We start from the raw sequence: 19,969 nt of genomic DNA, 5'->3' as shown, positions 1-19,969 counted from the left end.
AGGGGGTATTTTTATTATCTTTTGACTAATGAATCGCGTGACAGTTCGGCAATACTCTTTGCGCCAGTCAGCGTCATGGCAACCCGCATCTCTTTTTCATACAGATCGAGCAGGTTTTCTACCCCAGCGCGCCCTTGCGCTGCTAGAGCGTAAATAAACGAGCGGCCGAGCATGGTGCAATCTGCGCCGAGTGCCAGCATGCGTACCACATCTAGACCCGTACGTATGCCTGAATCGACCAAAATTTTCAGGTCGCCTTTCACCGCATCGGCAATCGCGGGCAGCGCTTGCACGGTAGAAAGCACGCCATCTAACTGACGGCCACCGTGGTTAGACACCACAATGCCGTCTGCGCCAAAACGCACCGCATCTTTTGCATCTTCCGTATCCAAAATGCCCTTGATGATCATTGGGCCGTCCCAGAAATCACGGATCCACTCCAAGTCTTTCCATGAAATGGAAGGATCAAAGTTCGCGCCTAGCCAGCCGATGTAGTCTTCCAATTTAGTTGGTGAGCCACGGTATTTGGAGATGTTGCCCAAGTCGTGCGGCTTACCAAGCAAGCCCACATCCCATGCCCAGCTTGGGTGTACCATGGCCTGCAATACGCGGCGCATCGCAGCGTTAGGGCCACTCATGCCAGAATGCATATCGCGATAACGCGCGCCCGGTACTGGCATATCCACGGTGAACACCAGATTTTTCACGCCTGCGGCTTTGGCACGCTCCAATACGTTTTTCATAAAGCCGCGATCTTTTAAAACGTAAAGCTGGAACCAGATTGGACGATGAATCGAAGGAGCCACTTCTTCAATCGGACAGACCGAAACCGTGGAAAGAGTAAAAGGAATGCCTTTTGCTTCCGCCGCTTGCGCGGCTTGCACTTCGCCACGGCGGGCGTACATACCGGTTAAACCCACAGGAGAAAGGGCGATCGGCAGCGCCATTTTTTCGCCAAACAGTTCGGTTTCTAAACTCAGCTCAGACATATCATTCAGCACGCGCTGGCGCAGGGCAATGTCGGCCAGATCATCGGTATTGCGTCTGAGCGTGTGTTCGCCATACGATCCACCATCGATGTAGTGGAACAAAAAGGGCGGGAGTTTGGCTTTGGCTGCCGCGCGGTAATCGGTCGAAGCGGAAATGATCATAATGCAATCCTATTCTGGGCCTATTCTGTGAATGTTTCATTTTTGCTCAAGCGCATAGAGGCACAACAAGGGGCTTGAGCGATGAGAGCGAGACGCTCGCTCTCGGTACTGATTAAAGTTTTAGCGGTTCATTAAAGCATCGGTCATGTTAAAGCCGTAAATCACGGTCATGCCGATGATGCCGGTCAAAACAAGATAGTAGAGGGTTGGCAAAACGGTTTTGCGCAGTGTCGCACCTTCACGACCGAGCAGGCCAACCGTCGCGGATGCCGCGACCACGTTGTGGATGGCAACCATATTACCTGCGGCTGCACCTACAGCTTGCAGCGCTAAAATAACCACACTGGAAATGCTGAGGGTTTGTGCCACTTCAAATTGGAATTGGCTGAACATCATGTTGGATACTGTGTTGGAACCAGCAATGAAAGCGCCCAGTGCACCAACGGTCGCACTCAGCATTGGGAAAGCGTCACCCACTAAACCCGCCGCAAAGTTGGCGGTCGTCACGGGCATACTGGCTAAATCTGCGCCGTTAACTCCAGAGTTAATGAAAATCCGCACCATCGGGATGGTAAACACCAGTACAAAGCCTGCGCCAATCAAGGTTTTGGTCGATTCACCAAACGCTTTGCCCATCGGTGCTAAGCTGCGAGCTTGAGTGAGAACCGCAATCAAGGCCACAAACACCAGAATGCCACCAGGTAGATAAAGCGGCTCAATGGCAGTGCTGATACCGGTTTCACCTAAAATATTGCTAAAGGAAACCTTGATACCCAGTAGTAACGCTTTGAAATCCGCACTCACACGGCTAGCGACGAGAATCACCGCGAGCAGCACATAAGGTGCCCATGCGAGAGCAAGGCTCATCGGCTTGGCTTTGACCTCATCCAGATCCATTTTTAGCGAGCCTAACCATTCCGCAGGCCATTCGTTTTCAGGACGAAAATCCCATTGGGTCTTGGGTACCAAGAAGCCTTTTTTCGCCGCCGTCACCACAATCGCAAGGCCAACGAGACCACCCATCAGTGAAGGAAACTCAGGGCCGAGGAAGACGCCGGTCAGCGCGTAAGGAACAGTAAAGGCAAGGCCTGAAAAAATCGCGAAAGGCAGAATGTCCAAACCTTCCGTCCAGCTGCGGTTTTTACCGAAGAAACGAGTCAACATCATCGCCATCAAAATGGGCATCAGTGTACCGACTGAGGCGTGGATCAGCGCCACACTGGTGGTGATTTGCTGCAGATACACATCCCAGTTTGAACCGTTGGCAATCAGCGCTTCCGTGATGTTGTGGGTGTCCAGACCTTTGTTTACACCCACAATGATCGGCGTACCGACAGCACCAAATGAAACGGGTGTCGATTGGATCATCATGCCCATTAACACCGCAGCAAGGGCGGGGAAGCCAATCGCAACTAAGAGTGGTGCGGCTATCGCCGCAGGCGTTCCGAAGCCCGAAGCCCCTTCAATAAAAGAGCCAAAACACCAAGCAATAATAATGGCTTGAATACGACGATCTGGCGAAATATCGGTAAAGCCATTACGGATCGTGGTAATTGCCCCTGTATGTTTCAGCGTGTTGAGTAGAAAAATGGCACCAAACACAATCCAAAGTACAGCGACCGTGATACCTAAACCTTGTAACACAGAAGCCAAGACACGGTTGGCAGACATATCCCAAAACGTTAGAGCAATCGCAACGGTAAGGGCGAAAGCAACTGGCATGGCTTTTTTGGCTGGCCAGTTGAGGCCGACCAGTAAAATAGCGGCCACCACTATGGGTGAAAAGGCCACTAGTGCGAGCATTGTTTCATTCATGGAGTACTTCCTCGTCCTTGAACTCTCCATCAATCGGGATGAGCTAACGCGCACAGAATGTAGGGTACGGCTAACCAGTAAGAGTTCGGTTGTTGATTTTTTATAGTTGTGATGGGGTTGTTAAGTTGGCGTGAATTTACTGCTTTATTTTTTGTGGATATAGGGAAATAATGAAATTCATTATTTCCAAAAATGACAAAATCAGATGCGTGCTGATGACTTAATTTTGTTTTATCAAGTGATTGAATTGGGGAGTTTCAGTAAGGTTGCAGAGCAAAATGGCCTTACAAATTCGGTGGTTAGCAAAAGATTGGCGCGATTGGAAGAAGAACTTGGCGTGCAGCTATTGTATCGAACAACGCGTAAATTGACCTTGACCGAGGCCGGCAAGGCGTTGTTACACGGTGCTAAAAATGTGAAGCAAGCCACTCAAGAAGCGTTGGACGCGGTGGTGGGATTTGGCGAAAACGTCAGCGGCCACATCAAAATGTCGGTGCCGACCATCTCGGGCGATCTGATTTTAGCCGATGCGGTCGCCGAGTTTTGTAACCTACATCCGGGACTGACGGTGGATATGTCGCTGGATAATCGCTTCGTAGATCTCGTTGAAGGGGGCTACGACTTGGTGATCCGCACCGGTTATTTGGAAGATTCGAGCTTAATTGCGCGGCATATTTTGGACTCGCAGTGGGTAGTGTGTGCCTCTCCTGCTTACATTGCCCGCAACGGTAAGCCGCTCAAGCCAGAAGATTTAGCTAGACACAACTGCTTGCAATACGCCTATCAAACCACGGGGGCGACCGATTGGGAATTTAAAGGGGCAAAAGGCAACTACATAGTCAAAGTATCCGGCACCTTTTCGACCGATAATGCCACTGCACTGCGTAAAGCCGCGCTTGGAGGGCATGGCATTGCTTATGTACCGCGCTGTTTGGTGTATCACGATTTTCGTAATGGTGAATTGGTGGATGTGTTTCCAGAACAGGTCGGTAAAAAGCTTGGTATCTACGCAGTTTATCCATTCACTCGCCAACCGCCCAACAAAGTTCGTTTGTTGATTGAGCACATACGTGCCCGTTATTTAGCGATATCGCATTATTTTTAAAAGATAAAAGACTCACTCATTAAGGGCATTTCCTATGAGGATTATCACCTCTTGGGCATTTCCTTTAAAAAAGGCGTGGTGACAAATTGCGCATATTTTCAATCCTAAGTCTATCCTTTTGAATAACGTGTGAACGAATGAAGGATGCCTCAAATGCGTCATGGACTAAGCAAATGGCTTTGGATTCCGCTTTTATCATTATCGGCGGCTTTTTCTGTTAAGGCTGATACCCTGCTACTGACCTCGCTAGATTGGCCGCCCTACTCAGGTGAAGGGTTGGCTGAAAAAGGCGCGTCGATTGCGGTGGTTAAAGCGGCCGTTGAAGCGATGGGCCATGAATTGGTGGTTGAGTTCTATCCTTGGTCACGTGCGGTGCATCTGGTTAAAAGTGATGCCCAATATTCCGGCTATTTTCCTGAGTACTTTTTTGAAGATAACAGCTTGCTTTTCTCGGATTCTATCGGCAAAGGTCCATTAGGTTTTGCGGAAAATGTGGCCAATCCTATTCAATGGTCGGTGCTTGAGGATCTTAAGCCGCACACCATTGGTGTCGTTCGCGACTACATCAACACTCCCGAACTTGATTCGATGATTGCACAAGGACAATTGCTCTCTTCTGCGGTCAATAGTGATGTTCAAAACTTACAGAAAGTGGCAAAAGGTCGCGTTCCTCTAGCGGTCATTGATAGCAACGTATTTAACTACCTCAAGAATAATGATCCCAGTTTGGCTGCAGATAAAGATCAGTTACAGATGAATAAGCAATTGTTGGTCGAAAAAGATTTGCACATCGCATTTCGTAACGATGCGCAGGGTCAGAAGTGGCAAACCATCGTTAATGAAGGCTTGAAGAAGATCGACATCGAGAAAATCATGAATAGCTACCTGTCTAAGTAGTAGAAAAACCAAGTAGCAGACTGCCAATGTAGCAGAAGAACAATGTCAGATTGGGAAAGTAACTTGGGAGAATAGAAACCTACTATGCCACTTTACTTGCCTGTGAAGTACTTGCAGGTGAAGAGAGTTTCTCTTGAGCCTTCTGGTTTAATGGAGGTCACATGTTTAGAAGTATTAAAGTTGCCTCAATTGTACAGATTGTGTTTGCAGTGTGTGCAGTTTTGCTGGCATTAACGGTATTTGAGTACAAAAAAGCGCTCAATACTTTTACTAACGATCTTAATCTGACGGTCAGTAACACCTTAACGCGGTTGCAAGTGAATTTGCCAAAACCGCTGTGGGATTTTGACTTAGAGACGGTGAAATCGGCGATTAGCGCGGAGTTAAAAACGCCGGAGATATCATCCATAAAAATTACCGACACTGCGGGTAAGGTCATCTTGTATCTGACCTTAGCTCAAGAGGTTGATGATAAAGGATCACGTAAAACTATCGCGGTGGAAAACGAGGGCCGACTCGTAAATCTAGCGTCCGTGGGTGGAGAGCTAGAGTTTGTCGAATATGGTAAGAAGAATCCAATAGGCTCGATTGAAATTCGCTACACTGACGAGTTTATGCATCAGCAACTCACCAATTATGTGTCATTTAATCTGCTCAAAGTATTGATTTTAGCGATTCTCATCCCTTGTATGCTGTTTATTATCTTGAACTTCTCCGTGTTGAAACCACTGAATGAGTTGGGTGATAAAACCCGTACTCTATCCAGTGGGGATGCAGACCTCACCCATCAGTTACCCGTTCCTAAATACAAAGAATTTCAAGCTGTGACTCAAGGCATTAATCAGTTCACGACCACGCTGCGCACCATAGTCGTGGAGGTGAATGATGCTTCTGCCGAATTGCATTTACAAGCACAGCAGAGCCGGGAAAAGGCGGAAGAAAACGTTGCACAAATTGACCAGCAAAAGCATCAGTTGGAAACCATCGCTGCAGCAGCTACGGAATTGAATCATTCGGTCGCAACCGTCGCGCAAACTGTGAATGAGACGGCTGAACAAGCACTTAATGCGACACGTTTAACTGACAATGTTGTGAATGAAATCGGTTCTGCGACTTCCGATATTTCTAACATGTGTAGTGAAATGGTTCGGGTCAATCAGGAGATGAGTAAACTACTGGTCGAAGGGGAGAAAATCACCACAGTACTGAATGTGATTAATGACATCTCAGAGCAGACCAACTTACTGGCTTTAAACGCGGCGATTGAGGCGGCACGCGCTGGGGAGCAAGGGCGTGGCTTTGCAGTGGTTGCCGATGAAGTGCGAAACCTAGCAGTGAAAACCAGTCAATCCACAGAGCAAATTAAAGTCAATATCACTAATTTGAACCGTGCAACCAATACAGTAGAAGAAGAGTTAACGCGTATGACCGGACTACTGGAAAAAACAGCAGAGAAGGTTAGCCATTCGCAGTCATCGATTCGAAATGTGAAATCATCAGTCGAAATGATTTCTGAACGAAGCGATCAAATCCATCAATCAGCCGCAGAGCAGAGAACCGCAATTGAAGAGATTAGCCTTGCAATTGTTGAAGCCTCAGAGGCGGCCAACAGTGTTTATGACCGCGCTGCTCAAAACGCGGAAGGAACAAAACGAGTCAGCGCGATCAGCGCATTAATTGCCGAACACATGGCGAAGTTTAGAACTTAAGTCAATAACGGGAGCGTTTATGATGAAATCCATTGCTACTTTAATCAGTGTTGTATTGTGTAGTTTCTCTGCTTGGGCTCAAACCATTACTGCAGCGCAAGATCCATGGCCACCTTTTGTGATGGAGAATGCGCAGCAAAAAGGGCTTTCGGTGGATATTGTGACTGCCGCATTTGCTACTCAAGGCTATACGGTGGAGTTTACCATCATGCCTTGGTCACGGGCGTTGAATGATGTTAAAGAAGGGAAAATCGATATTCTACCCGCGACGTGGTTTACTCAAGAGCGAACCACCTATCTCAGTTATTCGGAGACTTATCTGACTAACCAAGTGAAGTTTATTAAGAAAGCCGGAGATAACTTTGAATTTGCTGGACTGGCTAGTTTAAACGGTAAGAAAGTTGGGATTGTTCGTGGTTATGGGTATGGCGATGAGTTTATGAATGACCCTTCGTTTTTCCGTCCAGAATCCACCGACCTCACGCAAAACTTACAGAAGTTACAAGCTGGACGGATTGATCTTGCGGTAGAAGATGAGCTGGTGGCCAAATCGATCATTACCCAAGCAGGTATGAATTTGGCGGATTTTGCCTTCACCAACCAAGCGATTTCGGAAAACCCACTACATGTGACTTCAGGAAAAGCCAATCCACGAGCAGAAGAGCTGGTGGCTGCGTTTAATAAAGGGTTAGCAGAAATTAAAGCTAATGGCACATTTGATAAACTGTTAGCCGATTACGGTATCAAATAGCGTCTTATCTTCGATTAACTGCAACAACAAAGAATAAAAAACTCGCTCAACTTGAGCGAGTTTTTGTTGTCGGCGGCCAAACCGAAAAGGCAGCTATGCCATGGTGAAATCTGTATAATCTTCATTCACAATAATAAGTGTAGACGTCATTCGTGAAGTTAATATGAATCATGCTGCACTTTCTTCCAGAATGTCGAAAGAGGCAGCGATCAGTTTCTTGGTGTATTCATGTTGTGGATTATGGAAGATGGATTCCGCACTGCCTTGCTCCATTACTTGCCCTTTTTGCATCACCAACACGCGATCTGATAAGGCTTTTACCACGGCAAGGTCGTGGCTGATGAACAGATAGCCGATGTTGCGTCGTTTTTGAATCTCTTTTAGCAGCTCAATTACCGTTAACTGTACGGAGCGATCCAGCGCTGAAGTGGGCTCATCCAATAAAATAAAGGAAGGTTCCAGAATTAGCGCACGAGCAATCGCAATCCGCTGACGCTGACCGCCGGAGAACTCATGTGGGTAACGATTAATCGAATTCGGATCTAACCGCACTTCTTCGAGCGCTCGTCTCGCCCGTTGCATGCGTTCCAACTTGCTGATGTGAGGTTGGTGAACCAAAAGCCCTTCAGTGATGATTTCACCAACGGTCATACGTGGAGAAAGCGAGCCATAAGGGTCTTGAAACACCATCTGAATGTCTTTCTTTAGGGCTAAGCGCTGTTTCTCGCTCAAAGCGCGAAAGTCTTGCCCTTTGAAGGCAATCTGACCCGTGGAAGGCAGTAATCCAATCAAAGCTCGCCCTAACGTGGATTTTCCGCTGCCTGATTCACCCACGATACCGAGGGTTTCGCCTTGCTTGATTTCAAGAGAAATCCCTTTCACTGCTTCAAAGTACTGATTACGACGGCTGATAAAGTGCGGTTTAACCAGAAACTTGACTCGAATATCTTCGGCTTTGAGCAGTGGTGCTGCATCGACAGCAACTGGCTCTTTATTGCCTTTGGGTATCGAGTTAATCAGCATGCGTGTGTAATCATGCTCAGGTTGTTGGAAAAGCTGTTCAGTAGAGCCTTGTTCCACCACATCCCCTTTGCACATTACCAGCACGCGGTCGGCAACAAATTTCACCACACCTAAATCGTGGGTGATAAACAAAATCGCCATGCCCATATTGGCTTGGATCTCTTTGATGAGTCGGAGCACTTCGGCTTGAACTGTCACATCGAGCGCCGTGGTCGGTTCATCGGCGATCAAAATATCTGGCTCATTGATCAGTGCCATCGCAATCATAATGCGCTGTAACTGACCGCCGGAAAACTCATGCGGGAATTTTTGGTAAGCGCCTTTGGGGTCGGGCAGATGAACGAGCTGAAACAGCTCCAAGACTCGCTGTTTCGCTTGATTCTGGCTGACATTACGGTGGCAACGAATGGCTTCAGCAACTTGAACGCCAACACGCATATAGGGATTGAGCGAGGTCATCGGCTCTTGGAAGATCATGCCAATCCGATCCCCACGGATGCGGCGCATCTGTGTGTCCGTTTTATTGAGCAGCTCTTCACCTTCAAACATGATGCTCGATTCTGGATGGATCCGCGCGTTTTTAGGCAGCAGTTGCATCAAGGCGTTGGTCGAAACCGATTTACCACTGCCGGACTCACCGACAATCGCAAGGGTTTCTCCGGGGCGAATGTCGAAGCTGACGTTTTTCACCGCATCGATAACACCATCATTGGTGGTAAAGCTCACACTTAAATTACGAACTTGCAAGAGTGGATTGGGTGACATTGTATTTCCTTATTCAATTCATCACGATTTAATTCATCACGGGAGATGCGGTGGGTAAAGCCATGCTGCTTCTTAACTGGTTAAAGTAGAAGTGTGCTTTCTCCACTTGTTGATATTCCAACTGCCATTCGGCACTGCGCTGCGCGTAGCAAAAGGCATTGATATGGCGCAGCAGATATTCGCTCACTTGGCATAGGGTGGAATTAAGGCGGCGCATCAAGTCAATTTCTTCAATCGATAGAAATTGCAACAGAGCATAGGCTTGATTGAGGGCATCAAACGCGCGTTGATACTGGCCGATGTTGTTGAAAATTTCAGACTGCGCGATGGCGGCATCACGCAATCCAGTGATCAAGCACGCCATCTGGCATGGTTTCGTCTGCTCATCATGTGCGGCACTATGAATATGTTGCGGCATGTAATGTAGAACATCTTCTAACAAGTAATGAGCTTGCGACCAGTGTCCTTGTTTGAGTAACTGTTCAGCCTGCAAAAAACTGTTCCAACACTGCTGTAATTCCATGGTCCATTCTCCCCGCCAAGAAAGGGATATTTAAATGCAATTCATTATCAAATGCAAATAATTACCGTTTTGAGTTTGGTGGATTTTGGCTATTATTTGTCCGCTTGGTCTTGAATTAGGAATAAGTCACTAAAAAGACAATGATTTATCTCTACACTTGAGCTACATATGAAGTAAATAATCTCGAAGGAAGGAGTGGAGCCATGGCGATTCAGCATCTGAGTTTTGAGCAGCTCTACCAAGTCGCAAAACTGGAAAAGCTAGAGTGTAAGTCAACTAAAGAGCTTGCACCGATCGATGAGATCGTTGGACAAGAGCGAGCGCAGAAGGCGGTCGAGTTTGCGATGTCAATCAAAGAGAAGGGATACAACATCTACGCGATTGGCCGCAATGGGCTAGGCAAGCGTACTATGATTTTGCGTTATCTCAGCCGCCATCAACACGATGTCAATAAACTGTATGACTGGTGTTATGTGGCGAATTTTGAGGATGTGCGCGTACCTAAAGTGCTGAAATTACCCTGTGGGATAGGCATTCAATTTCGTCAAGATATTGAAAAACTGATGACTAAGCTGGTCACGGCTATCCCATTGGCATTCGATAATGAAATCTACTTCAGCCGTGCTGAAAAGCTAAAAAACCAGCTTGCACAAAAGCAAGAAAGTGAGCTGGAAAGCATCACTCGCACCGCAAAAGAGCGGGGAGTGAGTTTAACCTTGACTCCTCAAGGGGAGTATCAGTTTGTCGCTTTGAATGGCGAGGAGATGCACACGGAAGAGACGTTTGATGCGCTCTCTAAACGTGAGCAAGAGCAGTTCAGTAATACGATTGATGAGTTGGAAGTCAGTTTGCGTAATATGGTGCGTCAGTTGACCGAATGGGAAGAATCATACAGCGAGAAAATCAAAAAACTGAATGATGAAGTCACTTTAGATGTGATTGCCCACTTTATTAAAAAACTGAAGCTTGATTACAGTAAGTACCCAGAAATCAAGGCGTATTTGACCGAGCTGCAAAAAGATATTGTGGAAAATGTCGAGATTTTTCTTGATGAAGGCGGTGACCAAGGTGAGCTTGCGAATGCGTCTTTGGATAAAAAAATGCCACGCCGTTATAAAGTGAACGTGCTGGTTAGCCGCAATGCACAAGAGTTTCCCATCGTGGTTGAGGAGAGCCCAAACTACCACTCTCTGTTTGGCTACATTGAAACCGCGACCTACAAAGGCACGGTGTTTACCGATTTCTCTCTGATCCGTCCCGGAAGTTTGCACAAAGCCAATGGTGGTGTGCTGCTCATGGATGCGGTAAAAGTACTCGAACAGCCTTATGTGTGGGATGGATTGAAGCGTGCGCTGCGTTCGCGTCAGCTCAGTTTCACTTCATTGGAAAAAGAAGTCACACTCACCGGCACGGTTTCGCTCGATCCCGAGCCCATCCCGCTCGATGTGAAAATTATCCTGTTTGGTGACTACCGTACCTATGAATTGCTGGCGCATTATGATCCCGAATTCAGTGAACTGTTTCGCGTGACAGCAGACTTTGCGGATGAAATGCCGCGTGATGCCGATTCAGAGCTGCACTATGCGCGCTTTATTTCCAGTATTGTGCATGATGCCAATATGCTGCATTGCGACCGTAAAGCCATCGCGCGCATTATCGAGCACAGTTCGCGCACCACGGGCGATCAAACCAAACTGTCGTTACACTCGGCCCATATTGCCAATTTGCTGCGTGAATCTAACTATGTGGCGAAACAGGCCAATGCGAATTTGATCCGTCAAAGCCATGTTGAGGAGGCATTGCGTAACCAAGAACTGCGCGTGAACCGCCTACAACAGAGCATGATGGAAACCTTCGTCAATGGCACCACGCTTATTCAGACTGAAGGGGTGGCCATAGGGCAAGTGAATGCGTTGTCGGTGTTGGCAACCAGCGATCACGCGTTTGGTATGCCAAATCGAATCACGGCCACAACGTCATACGGTGAGGGAGAGATCATTGATATTGAACGCAATGTCGATCTTGGTGGCAGTATTCACTCCAAAGGGGTGATGATTTTGTCGGCGTACCTCAGTTCGGTGTTTGGGCGCACCGCACGTATTCCGTTGACCACCACCATAACCTTTGAGCAATCCTATGGTGGGGTAGATGGCGACAGTGCGAGTATGGCGGAATTCTGTGCGATTGTTTCTGCGTTTTCGAAACAACCGAATCGACAAGATATTGCGATTACTGGATCCATGAACCAGTTTGGCGAATCACAACCGATTGGCGGCTTAAATGAGAAGATCGAAGGCTTCTTTGATGTGTGTACCATCAAAGGACGCAAAGATACCCAAGGGGTGATCATTCCGCGCTCTAATATGCACAATCTAATGCTGCGCGCGGATGTTGTGAAAGCGGTGGAAAAAGGTGAATTCCATATCTGGGCGATTGATCATGTGACCGAAGCGATCGAGATTTTTACGGGCAAACCCGCTGGCGTCGCAACCGATGATGGCAGCTATCCGGTGGATACCGTGTTTGGCCTTGCTCAAGCTAAGCTTAACGCATTGCGTAAATAAAACCTTTCTATATACGATAACTCAGGCCGCCATTGTGCGGCCATTTTTATAGTACAAATGGAGTCGTCTGAACGAGAAGAGGGTAAACTTGATATTAAGTTGTCAACGTAGAGATAAAGTCGGGAAAAACAGAGATAAACCAATAAAATAAACCGAGTTGTGCTGCTTTTTTATTTTAAAAATAATTTATAACTAACTGTTTTAAATTGGTTTAATTTTTTTATTATTCCTTTTTATGCAGCTCTTAATGCTTTGCTAAATTCAGCTATCTTTCCCTAATTTTTCTCTTTATATTGAGGGAATAATGAACAAGGTGTGATATCAGTCGCCCAATAATGTCAGCACAAGGGAAGGAAAATATATGGCTAAAAGTGAGCAAAAAGCTACAGAGGGAAGTGAGAGTTTATTTCAATGGGAAAGGGTAAAGCGTTTTAATTTTCCAGTATGGACTGTGCTGGTCGGGACGTTATTTGCCCGCACGAGTTTTTTCATGGCATGGCCTTTTCTCATCGTGTTTCTGTATCAAGATTATCACGCGACAGCGACCGAAGTGGGGGCAATGTTGGCAACATCGGCACTGGTCGGCTCGTTAACGGGGCTCTATTCTGGGTATCTTTCTGATAAGTTTGGCCGCAAATGGGTGATGGTCAGCGGTGCCCTGATCGCGACGTTTGCTTACACTGGTATCGGGCTTTCAAATCAAATCTGGCAATTTTTCATCATGATCGTTTTAACTGGCTTAATGCGGCCTATGATTGAAGCGCCTGGCAAAGCGGTGATTGGGGATAACTTACCCGATGAAAAAGATCGTGAATTGGCGCTCAATGTTCGTTATTTCCTGCTTAACCTTGGGGGAGCCATTGGCCCATTAATTGGGATTACCCTTGCGCTTGCTCATCCGCAAGTGCTGTTTATAGTCACTGGTATTGCGTATTTTCTATTTGGTTTATGGTTGCTCGCCACTTTAGAGCGTAAAGGACGTTTTCAACAACCCGATCGCTCACTGCTCCCCAATTTTTCTGTCACTTTACGCGTGATCAGTAAAGACAGCGTGTTCGTTAAAATGATGCTGGCTAACTTCCTGATGATGTTTGTTTATGGTCAGGTCGAGTCCTCTTTGCCACAAGTGATTGTTCGCTCTGGGATTGCGGAAGCGGCTCAGTTGGTGGCCGGGTTGGTATTGGTCAATACCATGACCATTATTTTATTCCAGTTTCCGACATTGAAACTGTTGGAAAGCGTGCCGTTGTTTACACGTACGCGCTTGGGAATGGCTTTGATGGGGCTTGCGCAAATCGGTTTTATGTTCACCCCAGAAGCTTTTCCATTAGGTTGGTATTTGGCTTGCTTTGTATTGAGTATGGGGGAGGTGATCGCATTCCCGACGTTAAATGTGCAGATTGACCGTTTAGCGCCCGCACATTTACGAGGTTCCTACTTTGGCGCTGCAGCTCTCTATTCGTTAGGTTTTGCGATTGCTCCACTGGCTGGAGGTATGATGATCGAAAATCTCAACGCGCAGTGGCTATACGGGCTCTGTTTTGTATTGTGTTTAGCCATGATGGGTTTGTATTACCTGGCGCAGCGAGAGCAAGAGATGGGAGAGAAAGAGAGGTTATCTCGTGCAACAGAGTATTAAACGGGAGGCTATTTTTCGTTGAAGTGTTCGGATAACGCCGAGCGTCTAAGCTGCACGGCGTTATTTCCTTGATCACTGATGGTGTGCTCAAACCCTTGGCGAATAAAACGCTGTACAGGGTTGATCGGCTGAGTTCGTTTCAACTGTGGTGAGTTAAAGGTACCTGAGAGCTCGTAAACGAAGATGCCATTACCAGTACGAATGGTGATGGCTGTGCCGTCAAATTCAAAGTTGGTACTGATCAAGCGATCATTGCGATAGACACCTTGTTCATTAAAACGCAGCACTTCGGTTTGGTAATTCGGTGCACCGATTTCAATCCAAGAACCAAAAACGTGTTTAGGATTCACATAGTCTTGATAACTCACGTAGAGCAGCATAGCAAATGCCACCCCGAGAATAGAGAGTGATGACCAGAATACAGATTTAAAGACCAGCTCTTTTGACATTTTCTCACTTGGTTTATGACAAACAACGGTTTATGGCAAACAAAGAATCACCCAACGCTCAGTGTCGAACTTTATACCCTTCCTACTTGAAGTTGCAGCGGTGTTGGCTACGTTCGTTCACCCCAATCACATAGTTTGCCTATGCTCATGGGGATTCACTTACTTGCCGCCTACCTGCAACTCCAAGTCGTTTGGGTATAGTTCATGGCGTTAAGGGCATCGGATAACCAAAAATATTGGATTCAGCGACAAAGTCTAGTGCCCTAGTTTATATCGCTGCCTAGCTTGTGCTAAGCGACCTCTAACCGCAAAAAGCATACGGTAAAAGCGTGATTTTATCCTCAAATAAAATGAGTGCTTCGTGAGGAATGTTTCATATTCGATACCGAGTCAATGCTCTCACCCTTGTTATGAGTATATACCTTCTAGCAAAAGGCGTATTGCTGGCACTTGTGCAAAGTGAAGTGATGGGTTACAACTCTCGCTTGAATTTTGCAGTTAAACGACTGTAGTGATTGATGACAGACAGGAAGAAAAAATGATCAAGGAAAACGTGTATTTTGATGGCAACGTAAAGTCATTGGGCTTCAGCCAGCAAGATGGAGAGAGTACGGTTGGCGTGATGGCTCCTGGCCAATACACTTTCGGTACTGGTGCACCAGAGCGCATGACGGTAGTCAAAGGTGCGCTTACTATTAAGCGTGTCACCGATGCTGACTGGGTTACCTTTACTGCAGGTGATGCGTTTGAAGTGGCGGGTAATTCCTCTTTTGATCTGCAAGTGGAAGTCGCGACCGCTTATCTGTGTGAATTTTTGCCTGCTTAAATTGAAAAAAGCCACACCTCTACAGGTGTGGCATACTCTCACCAAAGGCCAGTCGATGGCTGTGCATATTGGTTCCAGACAACTTTGTCACTGACTTGCTGCCTACCTGCAACGCCAAGTCGTTTGGGTATGAAACATCAGTAGGTCTCAAAATGCCCTGCATTGTAATCGCGGATCGCTTGCTCAATCTCAGCCATGCTGTTCATCACGAATGGGCCATAATGCACAACGGGTTCATCGATGGGGTGCCCCATTAAAAGCAAGCTGCCGCAAGGTTGCTCTGCACGCAGGGTGAGCTGTTCTCCGGCTGTCAGCATGGCCATGTGTCCTGCTTTGACCGACTGTTTCCCAACGTTCAGGCTCCCACGATAGACGTACAACATGGCATTAAAATAAGGCGGCGTGTTGATGCTGATGTCTTGACCCGCTTCTGCTCGCCAATCGACAACGGTGGCAGGCACGCCAGTATCGGTTAATGGGCCTGTTATCGTTTGATCCTCTACCTCGACGGAACCGGCAATCACGCGCAGTAAACCTTGTTGTGGATGATGGCGTTCAACAATACTTTCAGGCTGGAAATCTTGATATTTCGCGGGCGACATCTTGTTGCGAGCCGGCTGGTTAAGCCAGATTTGGAAGCCGTGCAATTGCCCTTCTTGCATAATCGGCATTTCACTGTGGATCACGCCACGTCCTGCTGCCATCCATTGCGCGCCGCCGGATCGTAATTCGCCCACATTTCCCATCTGATCTCGGTGCTGAAAATGGCCTTGCAGCATATAAGTCAAGGTTTCAATACCGCGATGCGGATGAGGTGGAAAGCCACCGATGTAGTCGGCTTGAGAATCGGCTTTCATTTCATCAAGCATCAAAAACGGCGAGAAATTGGGGCGCTGGAATCCTGCAATACGCTGAATTTTCACACCATCACCATCTGAGGTGGGTTGTGCGGGAACTGTTTGGCGAATTTCGCGGTCTTTAGTCATGAGACTTCTCCATTGCAGACTGAGCGATGATGAGGGAAATTGTAGATAAGCCAGAGGTAAATGAGCAGCAGGGGAAGTTGATCTTCATATTCGAGAAATTTGAATGATTGGGGAGTGATGGTGTGGGTCAACCTAAGATTAGCCGTTACACTCCATATCAAGGGGTAGCGAATGAATGGGAGGGATTGCCATGGCTATGTTGCCCAAACATAACGATCGATATCCGAATTACGATCCAAGCAAAGATCTGACCAAAGAGCAGTTGCAGCGTTTCACGCAGGCGGCGAATTCTGCCCAGCATAAGCGTGAAGAAATACGCGAGGCGGATCCTAGCTTTATGCAATACGCTAAACGGACGGCGTTGAAACAGGTGGTTAAACCTAAGCCTGATAAGCCTAACACTGCTCGCTATGCAGCCTGGATGGCTGTCTTTGGCGCAGTATGTTTATGGTTGATGTACATGTTTGGATGAGCTTAGTGCGCTTTTTTCAGTGGGGTTACGTTGGTCGGGTCGATAGGCTGGCTATCTAATATGGTATCTACGGTCGGAGGAAAAGCGGCATCATGGTAATAGCGGTACTGATTTTTTCCACCGTGTTTGGCGGCATACATGGCTTTATCTGCGCAGCGGGTTAGTTCCGGCAGAGTGATCGCATCTTTGGGATAAATAGCTGCCCCTATACTCACCGTGAGGTTGTTGAGCATATCCGTCTCAGGATAGCGGTCGACGAAGAGATTACAGATACGGTTGAGAATATTATCGAGATCACGCAAATTTCGCACACCATATAACAAGAGCACAAACTCATCACCAGCAAATCGAGCGATGGAATAATCATGTTGATTGGTGGCTCGATCTTTATTACGAATATTATTGCGTAGACGGTGTGCAAAATGTTTTAACACCTGATCGCCAACATCATGGCCGTAACTGTCATTAATGCGTTTGAAATTATCAATATCCAGAAAAACAAGCGCGGTAATGGTATTCGAACTCTGTTGTTCTTTGAGCTTTTCTGTGGCCCAAGTTTCAAAGCTCCAACGATTGGCTAAGCCTGTTAACGGATCAAGATAAGCCAACTCTTCAATACCTTCTTGGTATAGGGTATGAATATAATTGATCGCTCTTGAGAAAAAGAAAGAAGCGGTATTACAGATAATCGTCAGTGCAAATAGACTCACTAAAAAATAGGTCTGTGCAAGAGGGTACGAGCCCGTTTGTGCCGGATTAAAAAGGATAGAGGCGGTCATCGCTAAGCATATCGCTGCACTGTAAACCAATCCTAACCGAAAAGGGTTAATCATGATTAAAGTGGTGATGAGCGGATATAACCATAAGAGATGCGATAATTCATGCTGAGCATTGCTGACTAAGGCCAGAGCATAAGTGAGCAGAATTAATGACAGAATTAAATCGGCTTGAGTGTGTAATTCGCGGTGACGATTCAGCGAAATCATATTCAATAAGGTGACAATACCACTTAATAACAATAAACCGGATGACAGAGGTTGATGGTTAAAATAGTAGTAAAGGGCAAATCCAAGAAAAATAGCGGTAGCAACACCAGAGCTGATCAGGACAATATGCTGCTTACGAGCAAAACGCATCTCTGTCATCTCTTTTAATTGGTTGCCAGCAAAGCTATCCATCCAAATTCGATCCATTCGGTAAAGTTAGCTAAAGTTTAGATGATATTGGTTTGTTTGAAGGCGAAAAATAACGAAATAGTGTGATTTTATTCATCTTTTTGATATGCAACTCCACTTCCTTCATTGAATATGATGACGCTTGTCCAAATTACATAAAAATAATCTACTACTTTTGTGTGTTTTGATTTTGTTGGAATTCATTACGTAACCAACTTCTTAGTGTCAATACCGCTTCAGAACGCAATGCTTCAGGTCGGCAAGCGAAATAGTATCCCTGATCGGGATGAGTCACGGGCTGACCAATTTCTTTTAAAATTCCACTTTCCAATTCTTGTTTAATAAACAGTTTGTGGGTGACAAAGACGCCTAAACCACTCAGCGTGGCTTGCAGTGCTTGCGCTGATGCCGAAAAAGAAAGATTACGCTGTTGCGGTGGTGGCGTGACTTGATTGGCTTGGCACCAAATATCCCAATCGGTTTGCCGCCTTGGATTATTCACAAAAATCGCTGGAAATTGAGCCAATGCCTGTTGGGGGGACATGGTCGCCGAAACTATGGTTTGGCTGACGACCATCACTAGTTCGTCATCGGCTAATTGCTCACAATAGTAGTCTTGCCATTCGCGCCATTGACCGTGGATTAAAGCAACATCGACACCTTGCTCCTCCAAAGAAAAAGCACCGGTTAAGGTTGAAATGCGTACATCAACATCTGGCGCAAAGGCTTGAAAACTGCTGACGCGTGGAATCCACCAGTGGAGTGCCAACGAGTTGATCATATTCAAGGTGATACGATTGGAGTGCGTTGGTTTGAGTAAAGACTCCGTCGCTTCGACAATTTGCTCAAGAGCGGGCGCTACTTTTTGGTAATAGCGTTTGCCTGCACTATTAAGGACAACTTGACGACCCACTCGATGAAAAAGCGGCTGACCGAGTTGCGATTCTAATGACTTTATCGCTTGGCTGATGGCCGAGTGACTGACGTTGAGTGCCTCTGCTGCCAGTGTCATACTGCCTGTTTCCGCCACAGCGACAAAAGAGTAGAGGGATTTTAAGGGGGCCAATTTACGCATAAGGTGATCTGTAAGTATCTCTAACAGGTTTGGTCAATATTACTCGTTATTTTTTATCCGGTCATCTGCTTACAATTGGCAGCAATGTAAGGAGAGTTGTATGCCCAACCATGTTTTCCCAGTGTTATTTATGTTGTTATCTACCTTTAGTTTGTCGCTAACCGGTTTACTGACACAATATTTGTCGCACATTATCCCCATCACCCTATTGGGATTTTTACGTTTTATTATTCCGGCGCTATTTTTACTGGTTGCAATGAAGTTGACCCATTTTCGTTGGCCGCAGAGAAACATGTGGTTTTCTTTGTTGATCCGTGCCGTCTGTATTGCGGGCAGCCAGCTCTGTTTTATCTATGCATTGCAATCCCTTTCGCTGGTGGAAAGCGTCGTGCTATTCAGTACTGGTCCACTCTTCATTCCTTTATTGGAAAAGTGGTTATGGGGTGGTCAATTGGCTTGGCGAACGGTGCTGAGCGTGTGCATTATCTTCGTTGGAGTGGTTATGCTGGCAGGCAATACGGGCTCAATTGAGTGGCGACCAGAATTGCTTGCAGGTCTGAGCGCAGGTTTATTTAATGCGGGTTCGCAGTTAAGCTTGTATCGTGCAGCGCAAAGTGACATGCGCTCGATAGAAATTCATGGTTGGACATTTTTGGTCGCAGCGTTATTACTCAGCCCACTGTTATTGCTGGTGCCTTGGAGTCGCGATGTTGTGGCAAGTTTAGGGATGAGTTGGGATATCTCAGGAGCTGTGACATTCGCGGCTTTATTGCTCAGCGCCATCCTCGTCGTTAATACGCAAGTATTTCGCGCAAAAGCTTATCGCTTAGCGAAATCGGGCTCGCAACTGGCTCCACTGATCTTTACGAATCTGCTGTTCAGCGCCCTATGGCAAGTGCTGTTTTTTGATGTCGACTACACGCTCGCCCAGCAAGTTGGGCTCGCAGTGATCATAATCACCACGGTGATTAATGGGATTCTACCTCGCTTAACCGAGCGAAAAACCAGATTAAAAGCCGCTTAGTAATATGACTGGTCGAGGCT

Annotated in this window: 18 protein-coding genes; 10 read left to right on the top strand and 8 right to left on the bottom strand. The window is 46.7% G+C overall.

Annotation, left to right across the window (positions count from 1 at the left end; genetic code table 11):
* Positions 1–14 precede the first annotated feature (14 nt).
* Positions 15–1,151: an FMN-dependent L-lactate dehydrogenase LldD gene (lldD, locus tag R4537_RS04870; RefSeq protein WP_002052291.1), complete on the bottom strand. Its 1,137-nt coding sequence runs from the start codon at positions 1,149–1,151 to the stop codon at positions 15–17.
* Positions 1,152–1,271: 120 nt separating this feature from the next.
* The gene (locus tag R4537_RS04865) at positions 1,272–2,966 is read right to left on the bottom strand and encodes an L-lactate permease (protein WP_071179426.1); all 1,695 of its coding nucleotides are present in this window, start codon (positions 2,964–2,966) and stop codon (positions 1,272–1,274) included.
* Here R4537_RS04865 and R4537_RS04860 point away from each other — a divergent pair.
* The 5 genes from R4537_RS04860 (at position 2,926) to R4537_RS04840 (ending at position 7,428) form a co-directional block, all read left to right on the top strand.
* Positions 2,926–3,072, top strand: a complete 147-nt coding sequence (locus R4537_RS04860) for a hypothetical protein (RefSeq protein WP_002031330.1) — start codon at positions 2,926–2,928, stop codon at positions 3,070–3,072. The genes R4537_RS04865 and R4537_RS04860 overlap by 41 nt on opposite strands.
* 99 nt (positions 3,073–3,171) lie before the next feature.
* Positions 3,172–4,071 (top strand): LysR family transcriptional regulator, encoded by a 900-nt coding sequence (locus tag R4537_RS04855; RefSeq protein ID WP_001200834.1) that lies wholly within the window; start codon positions 3,172–3,174, stop codon positions 4,069–4,071.
* A 153-nt stretch (positions 4,072–4,224) separates the two neighbouring features.
* Positions 4,225–4,968 (top strand): substrate-binding periplasmic protein, encoded by a 744-nt coding sequence (locus R4537_RS04850; protein WP_071179425.1) that lies wholly within the window; start codon positions 4,225–4,227, stop codon positions 4,966–4,968.
* 161 nt (positions 4,969–5,129) lie between these two features.
* Positions 5,130–6,677 carry a methyl-accepting chemotaxis protein gene (locus R4537_RS04845; RefSeq protein ID WP_032471988.1) on the top strand — a complete coding sequence of 516 codons (1,548 nt, stop codon included), beginning with the start codon at positions 5,130–5,132 and terminating at the stop codon, positions 6,675–6,677.
* Positions 6,678–6,696: 19 nt separating this feature from the next.
* Positions 6,697–7,428, top strand: a complete 732-nt coding sequence (locus R4537_RS04840; RefSeq protein WP_071179424.1) for a transporter substrate-binding domain-containing protein — start codon at positions 6,697–6,699, stop codon at positions 7,426–7,428.
* Positions 7,429–7,596: 168 nt separating this feature from the next.
* Here R4537_RS04840 and R4537_RS04835 read toward each other — a convergent pair whose 3' ends face one another.
* Both R4537_RS04835 and R4537_RS04830 read right to left on the bottom strand, forming a co-directional pair.
* Positions 7,597–9,216 carry an ABC transporter ATP-binding protein gene (locus R4537_RS04835; protein WP_071179423.1) on the bottom strand — a complete coding sequence of 540 codons (1,620 nt, stop codon included), beginning with the start codon at positions 9,214–9,216 and terminating at the stop codon, positions 7,597–7,599.
* Positions 9,217–9,244: 28 nt separating this feature from the next.
* On the bottom strand, positions 9,245–9,739 hold the full coding sequence (locus R4537_RS04830) for a hypothetical protein (protein WP_000422922.1): 495 nt from the start codon (positions 9,737–9,739) through the stop codon (positions 9,245–9,247).
* Positions 9,740–9,942: 203 nt separating this feature from the next.
* Here R4537_RS04830 and R4537_RS04825 point away from each other — a divergent pair, with 203 nt between their 5' ends.
* Both R4537_RS04825 and R4537_RS04820 read left to right on the top strand, forming a co-directional pair.
* Positions 9,943–12,303, top strand: coding sequence for a Lon protease family protein (locus R4537_RS04825; RefSeq protein WP_071179422.1), 2,361 nt, complete (start codon positions 9,943–9,945; stop codon positions 12,301–12,303).
* Between the two features lie 361 nt (positions 12,304–12,664).
* A complete protein-coding gene (locus R4537_RS04820) occupies positions 12,665–13,942 on the top strand; it encodes an MDR family MFS transporter (protein ID WP_080483581.1) in 1,278 nt (425 codons plus the stop codon).
* A gap of 8 nt (positions 13,943–13,950) precedes the next feature.
* Here the strand turns inward: R4537_RS04820 and R4537_RS04815 are convergent, their stop codons facing one another.
* On the bottom strand, positions 13,951–14,391 hold the full coding sequence (locus R4537_RS04815) for a DUF2850 domain-containing protein (RefSeq protein WP_071179421.1): 441 nt from the start codon (positions 14,389–14,391) through the stop codon (positions 13,951–13,953).
* Positions 14,392–14,929: 538 nt separating this feature from the next.
* On the opposite strand from R4537_RS04815, the gene ppnP reads away from it, so the two are divergent.
* Positions 14,930–15,217, top strand: coding sequence for a pyrimidine/purine nucleoside phosphorylase (ppnP, locus tag R4537_RS04810; RefSeq protein ID WP_071179420.1), 288 nt, complete (start codon positions 14,930–14,932; stop codon positions 15,215–15,217).
* Positions 15,218–15,354: 137 nt separating this feature from the next.
* On the opposite strand, the gene R4537_RS04805 is transcribed toward ppnP, so the two are convergent.
* A complete protein-coding gene (locus R4537_RS04805) occupies positions 15,355–16,203 on the bottom strand; it encodes a pirin family protein (RefSeq protein WP_071179419.1) in 849 nt (282 codons plus the stop codon).
* Positions 16,204–16,378: 175 nt separating this feature from the next.
* Here R4537_RS04805 and R4537_RS04800 point away from each other — a divergent pair, with 175 nt between their 5' ends.
* Positions 16,379–16,675, top strand: a complete 297-nt coding sequence (locus R4537_RS04800) for a hypothetical protein (RefSeq protein WP_080483579.1) — start codon at positions 16,379–16,381, stop codon at positions 16,673–16,675.
* Positions 16,676–16,677: 2 nt separating this feature from the next.
* Here R4537_RS04800 and R4537_RS04795 read toward each other — a convergent pair whose 3' ends face one another.
* Together R4537_RS04795 and R4537_RS04790 are read right to left on the bottom strand one after the other, a co-directional pair.
* A complete protein-coding gene (locus tag R4537_RS04795) occupies positions 16,678–17,853 on the bottom strand; it encodes a GGDEF domain-containing protein (RefSeq protein ID WP_071179417.1) in 1,176 nt (391 codons plus the stop codon).
* Between the two features lie 166 nt (positions 17,854–18,019).
* Positions 18,020–18,925 carry a LysR substrate-binding domain-containing protein gene (locus R4537_RS04790; protein ID WP_071179416.1) on the bottom strand — a complete coding sequence of 302 codons (906 nt, stop codon included), beginning with the start codon at positions 18,923–18,925 and terminating at the stop codon, positions 18,020–18,022.
* Between the two features lie 100 nt (positions 18,926–19,025).
* On the opposite strand from R4537_RS04790, the gene R4537_RS04785 reads away from it, so the two are divergent.
* Positions 19,026–19,949: a DMT family transporter gene (locus R4537_RS04785; RefSeq protein WP_071179415.1), complete on the top strand. Its 924-nt coding sequence runs from the start codon at positions 19,026–19,028 to the stop codon at positions 19,947–19,949.
* Positions 19,950–19,969: the final 20 nt, after the last annotated feature.

It is taken from the genome of Vibrio paracholerae, from assembly GCF_037672085.1.
GTDB classification, from domain to species: Bacteria; Pseudomonadota; Gammaproteobacteria; order Enterobacterales; family Vibrionaceae; genus Vibrio; species Vibrio cholerae.
The sequence above is the reverse complement of the archived record's forward strand: the minus strand, read 5'-3'. Positions and strand labels throughout refer to the sequence as shown.

Bases quoted from the DNA above. Each gene is read 5' to 3' on its own strand.
- R4537_RS04845 (WP_032471988.1), top strand. From the start codon at position 5,130: ATGTTTAGAAGTATTAAAGTTGCCTCAATTGTACAGATTGTGTTTGCA.
- R4537_RS04805 (WP_071179419.1), bottom strand. From the start codon at position 16,203: ATGACTAAAGACCGCGAAATTCGCCAAACAGTTCCCGCACAACCCACC.
- R4537_RS04815 (WP_071179421.1), bottom strand. From the start codon at position 14,391: ATGTCAAAAGAGCTGGTCTTTAAATCTGTATTCTGGTCATCACTCTCT.
- R4537_RS04825 (WP_071179422.1), top strand. From the start codon at position 9,943: ATGGCGATTCAGCATCTGAGTTTTGAGCAGCTCTACCAAGTCGCAAAA.
- R4537_RS04785 (WP_071179415.1), top strand. From the start codon at position 19,026: ATGCCCAACCATGTTTTCCCAGTGTTATTTATGTTGTTATCTACCTTT.
- R4537_RS04860 (WP_002031330.1), top strand. From the start codon at position 2,926: ATGGGTGAAAAGGCCACTAGTGCGAGCATTGTTTCATTCATGGAGTAC.
- R4537_RS04830 (WP_000422922.1), bottom strand. From the start codon at position 9,739: ATGGAATTACAGCAGTGTTGGAACAGTTTTTTGCAGGCTGAACAGTTA.
- R4537_RS04795 (WP_071179417.1), bottom strand. From the start codon at position 17,853: ATGGATAGCTTTGCTGGCAACCAATTAAAAGAGATGACAGAGATGCGT.
- R4537_RS04835 (WP_071179423.1), bottom strand. From the start codon at position 9,216: ATGTCACCCAATCCACTCTTGCAAGTTCGTAATTTAAGTGTGAGCTTT.
- R4537_RS04790 (WP_071179416.1), bottom strand. From the start codon at position 18,925: ATGCGTAAATTGGCCCCCTTAAAATCCCTCTACTCTTTTGTCGCTGTG.
- R4537_RS04865 (WP_071179426.1), bottom strand. From the start codon at position 2,966: ATGAATGAAACAATGCTCGCACTAGTGGCCTTTTCACCCATAGTGGTG.
- R4537_RS04850 (WP_071179425.1), top strand. From the start codon at position 4,225: ATGCGTCATGGACTAAGCAAATGGCTTTGGATTCCGCTTTTATCATTA.
- R4537_RS04820 (WP_080483581.1), top strand. From the start codon at position 12,665: ATGGCTAAAAGTGAGCAAAAAGCTACAGAGGGAAGTGAGAGTTTATTT.
- R4537_RS04855 (WP_001200834.1), top strand. From the start codon at position 3,172: ATGCGTGCTGATGACTTAATTTTGTTTTATCAAGTGATTGAATTGGGG.
- R4537_RS04800 (WP_080483579.1), top strand. From the start codon at position 16,379: ATGGGAGGGATTGCCATGGCTATGTTGCCCAAACATAACGATCGATAT.
- ppnP (WP_071179420.1), top strand. From the start codon at position 14,930: ATGATCAAGGAAAACGTGTATTTTGATGGCAACGTAAAGTCATTGGGC.
- R4537_RS04840 (WP_071179424.1), top strand. From the start codon at position 6,697: ATGATGAAATCCATTGCTACTTTAATCAGTGTTGTATTGTGTAGTTTC.
- lldD (WP_002052291.1), bottom strand. From the start codon at position 1,151: ATGATCATTTCCGCTTCGACCGATTACCGCGCGGCAGCCAAAGCCAAA.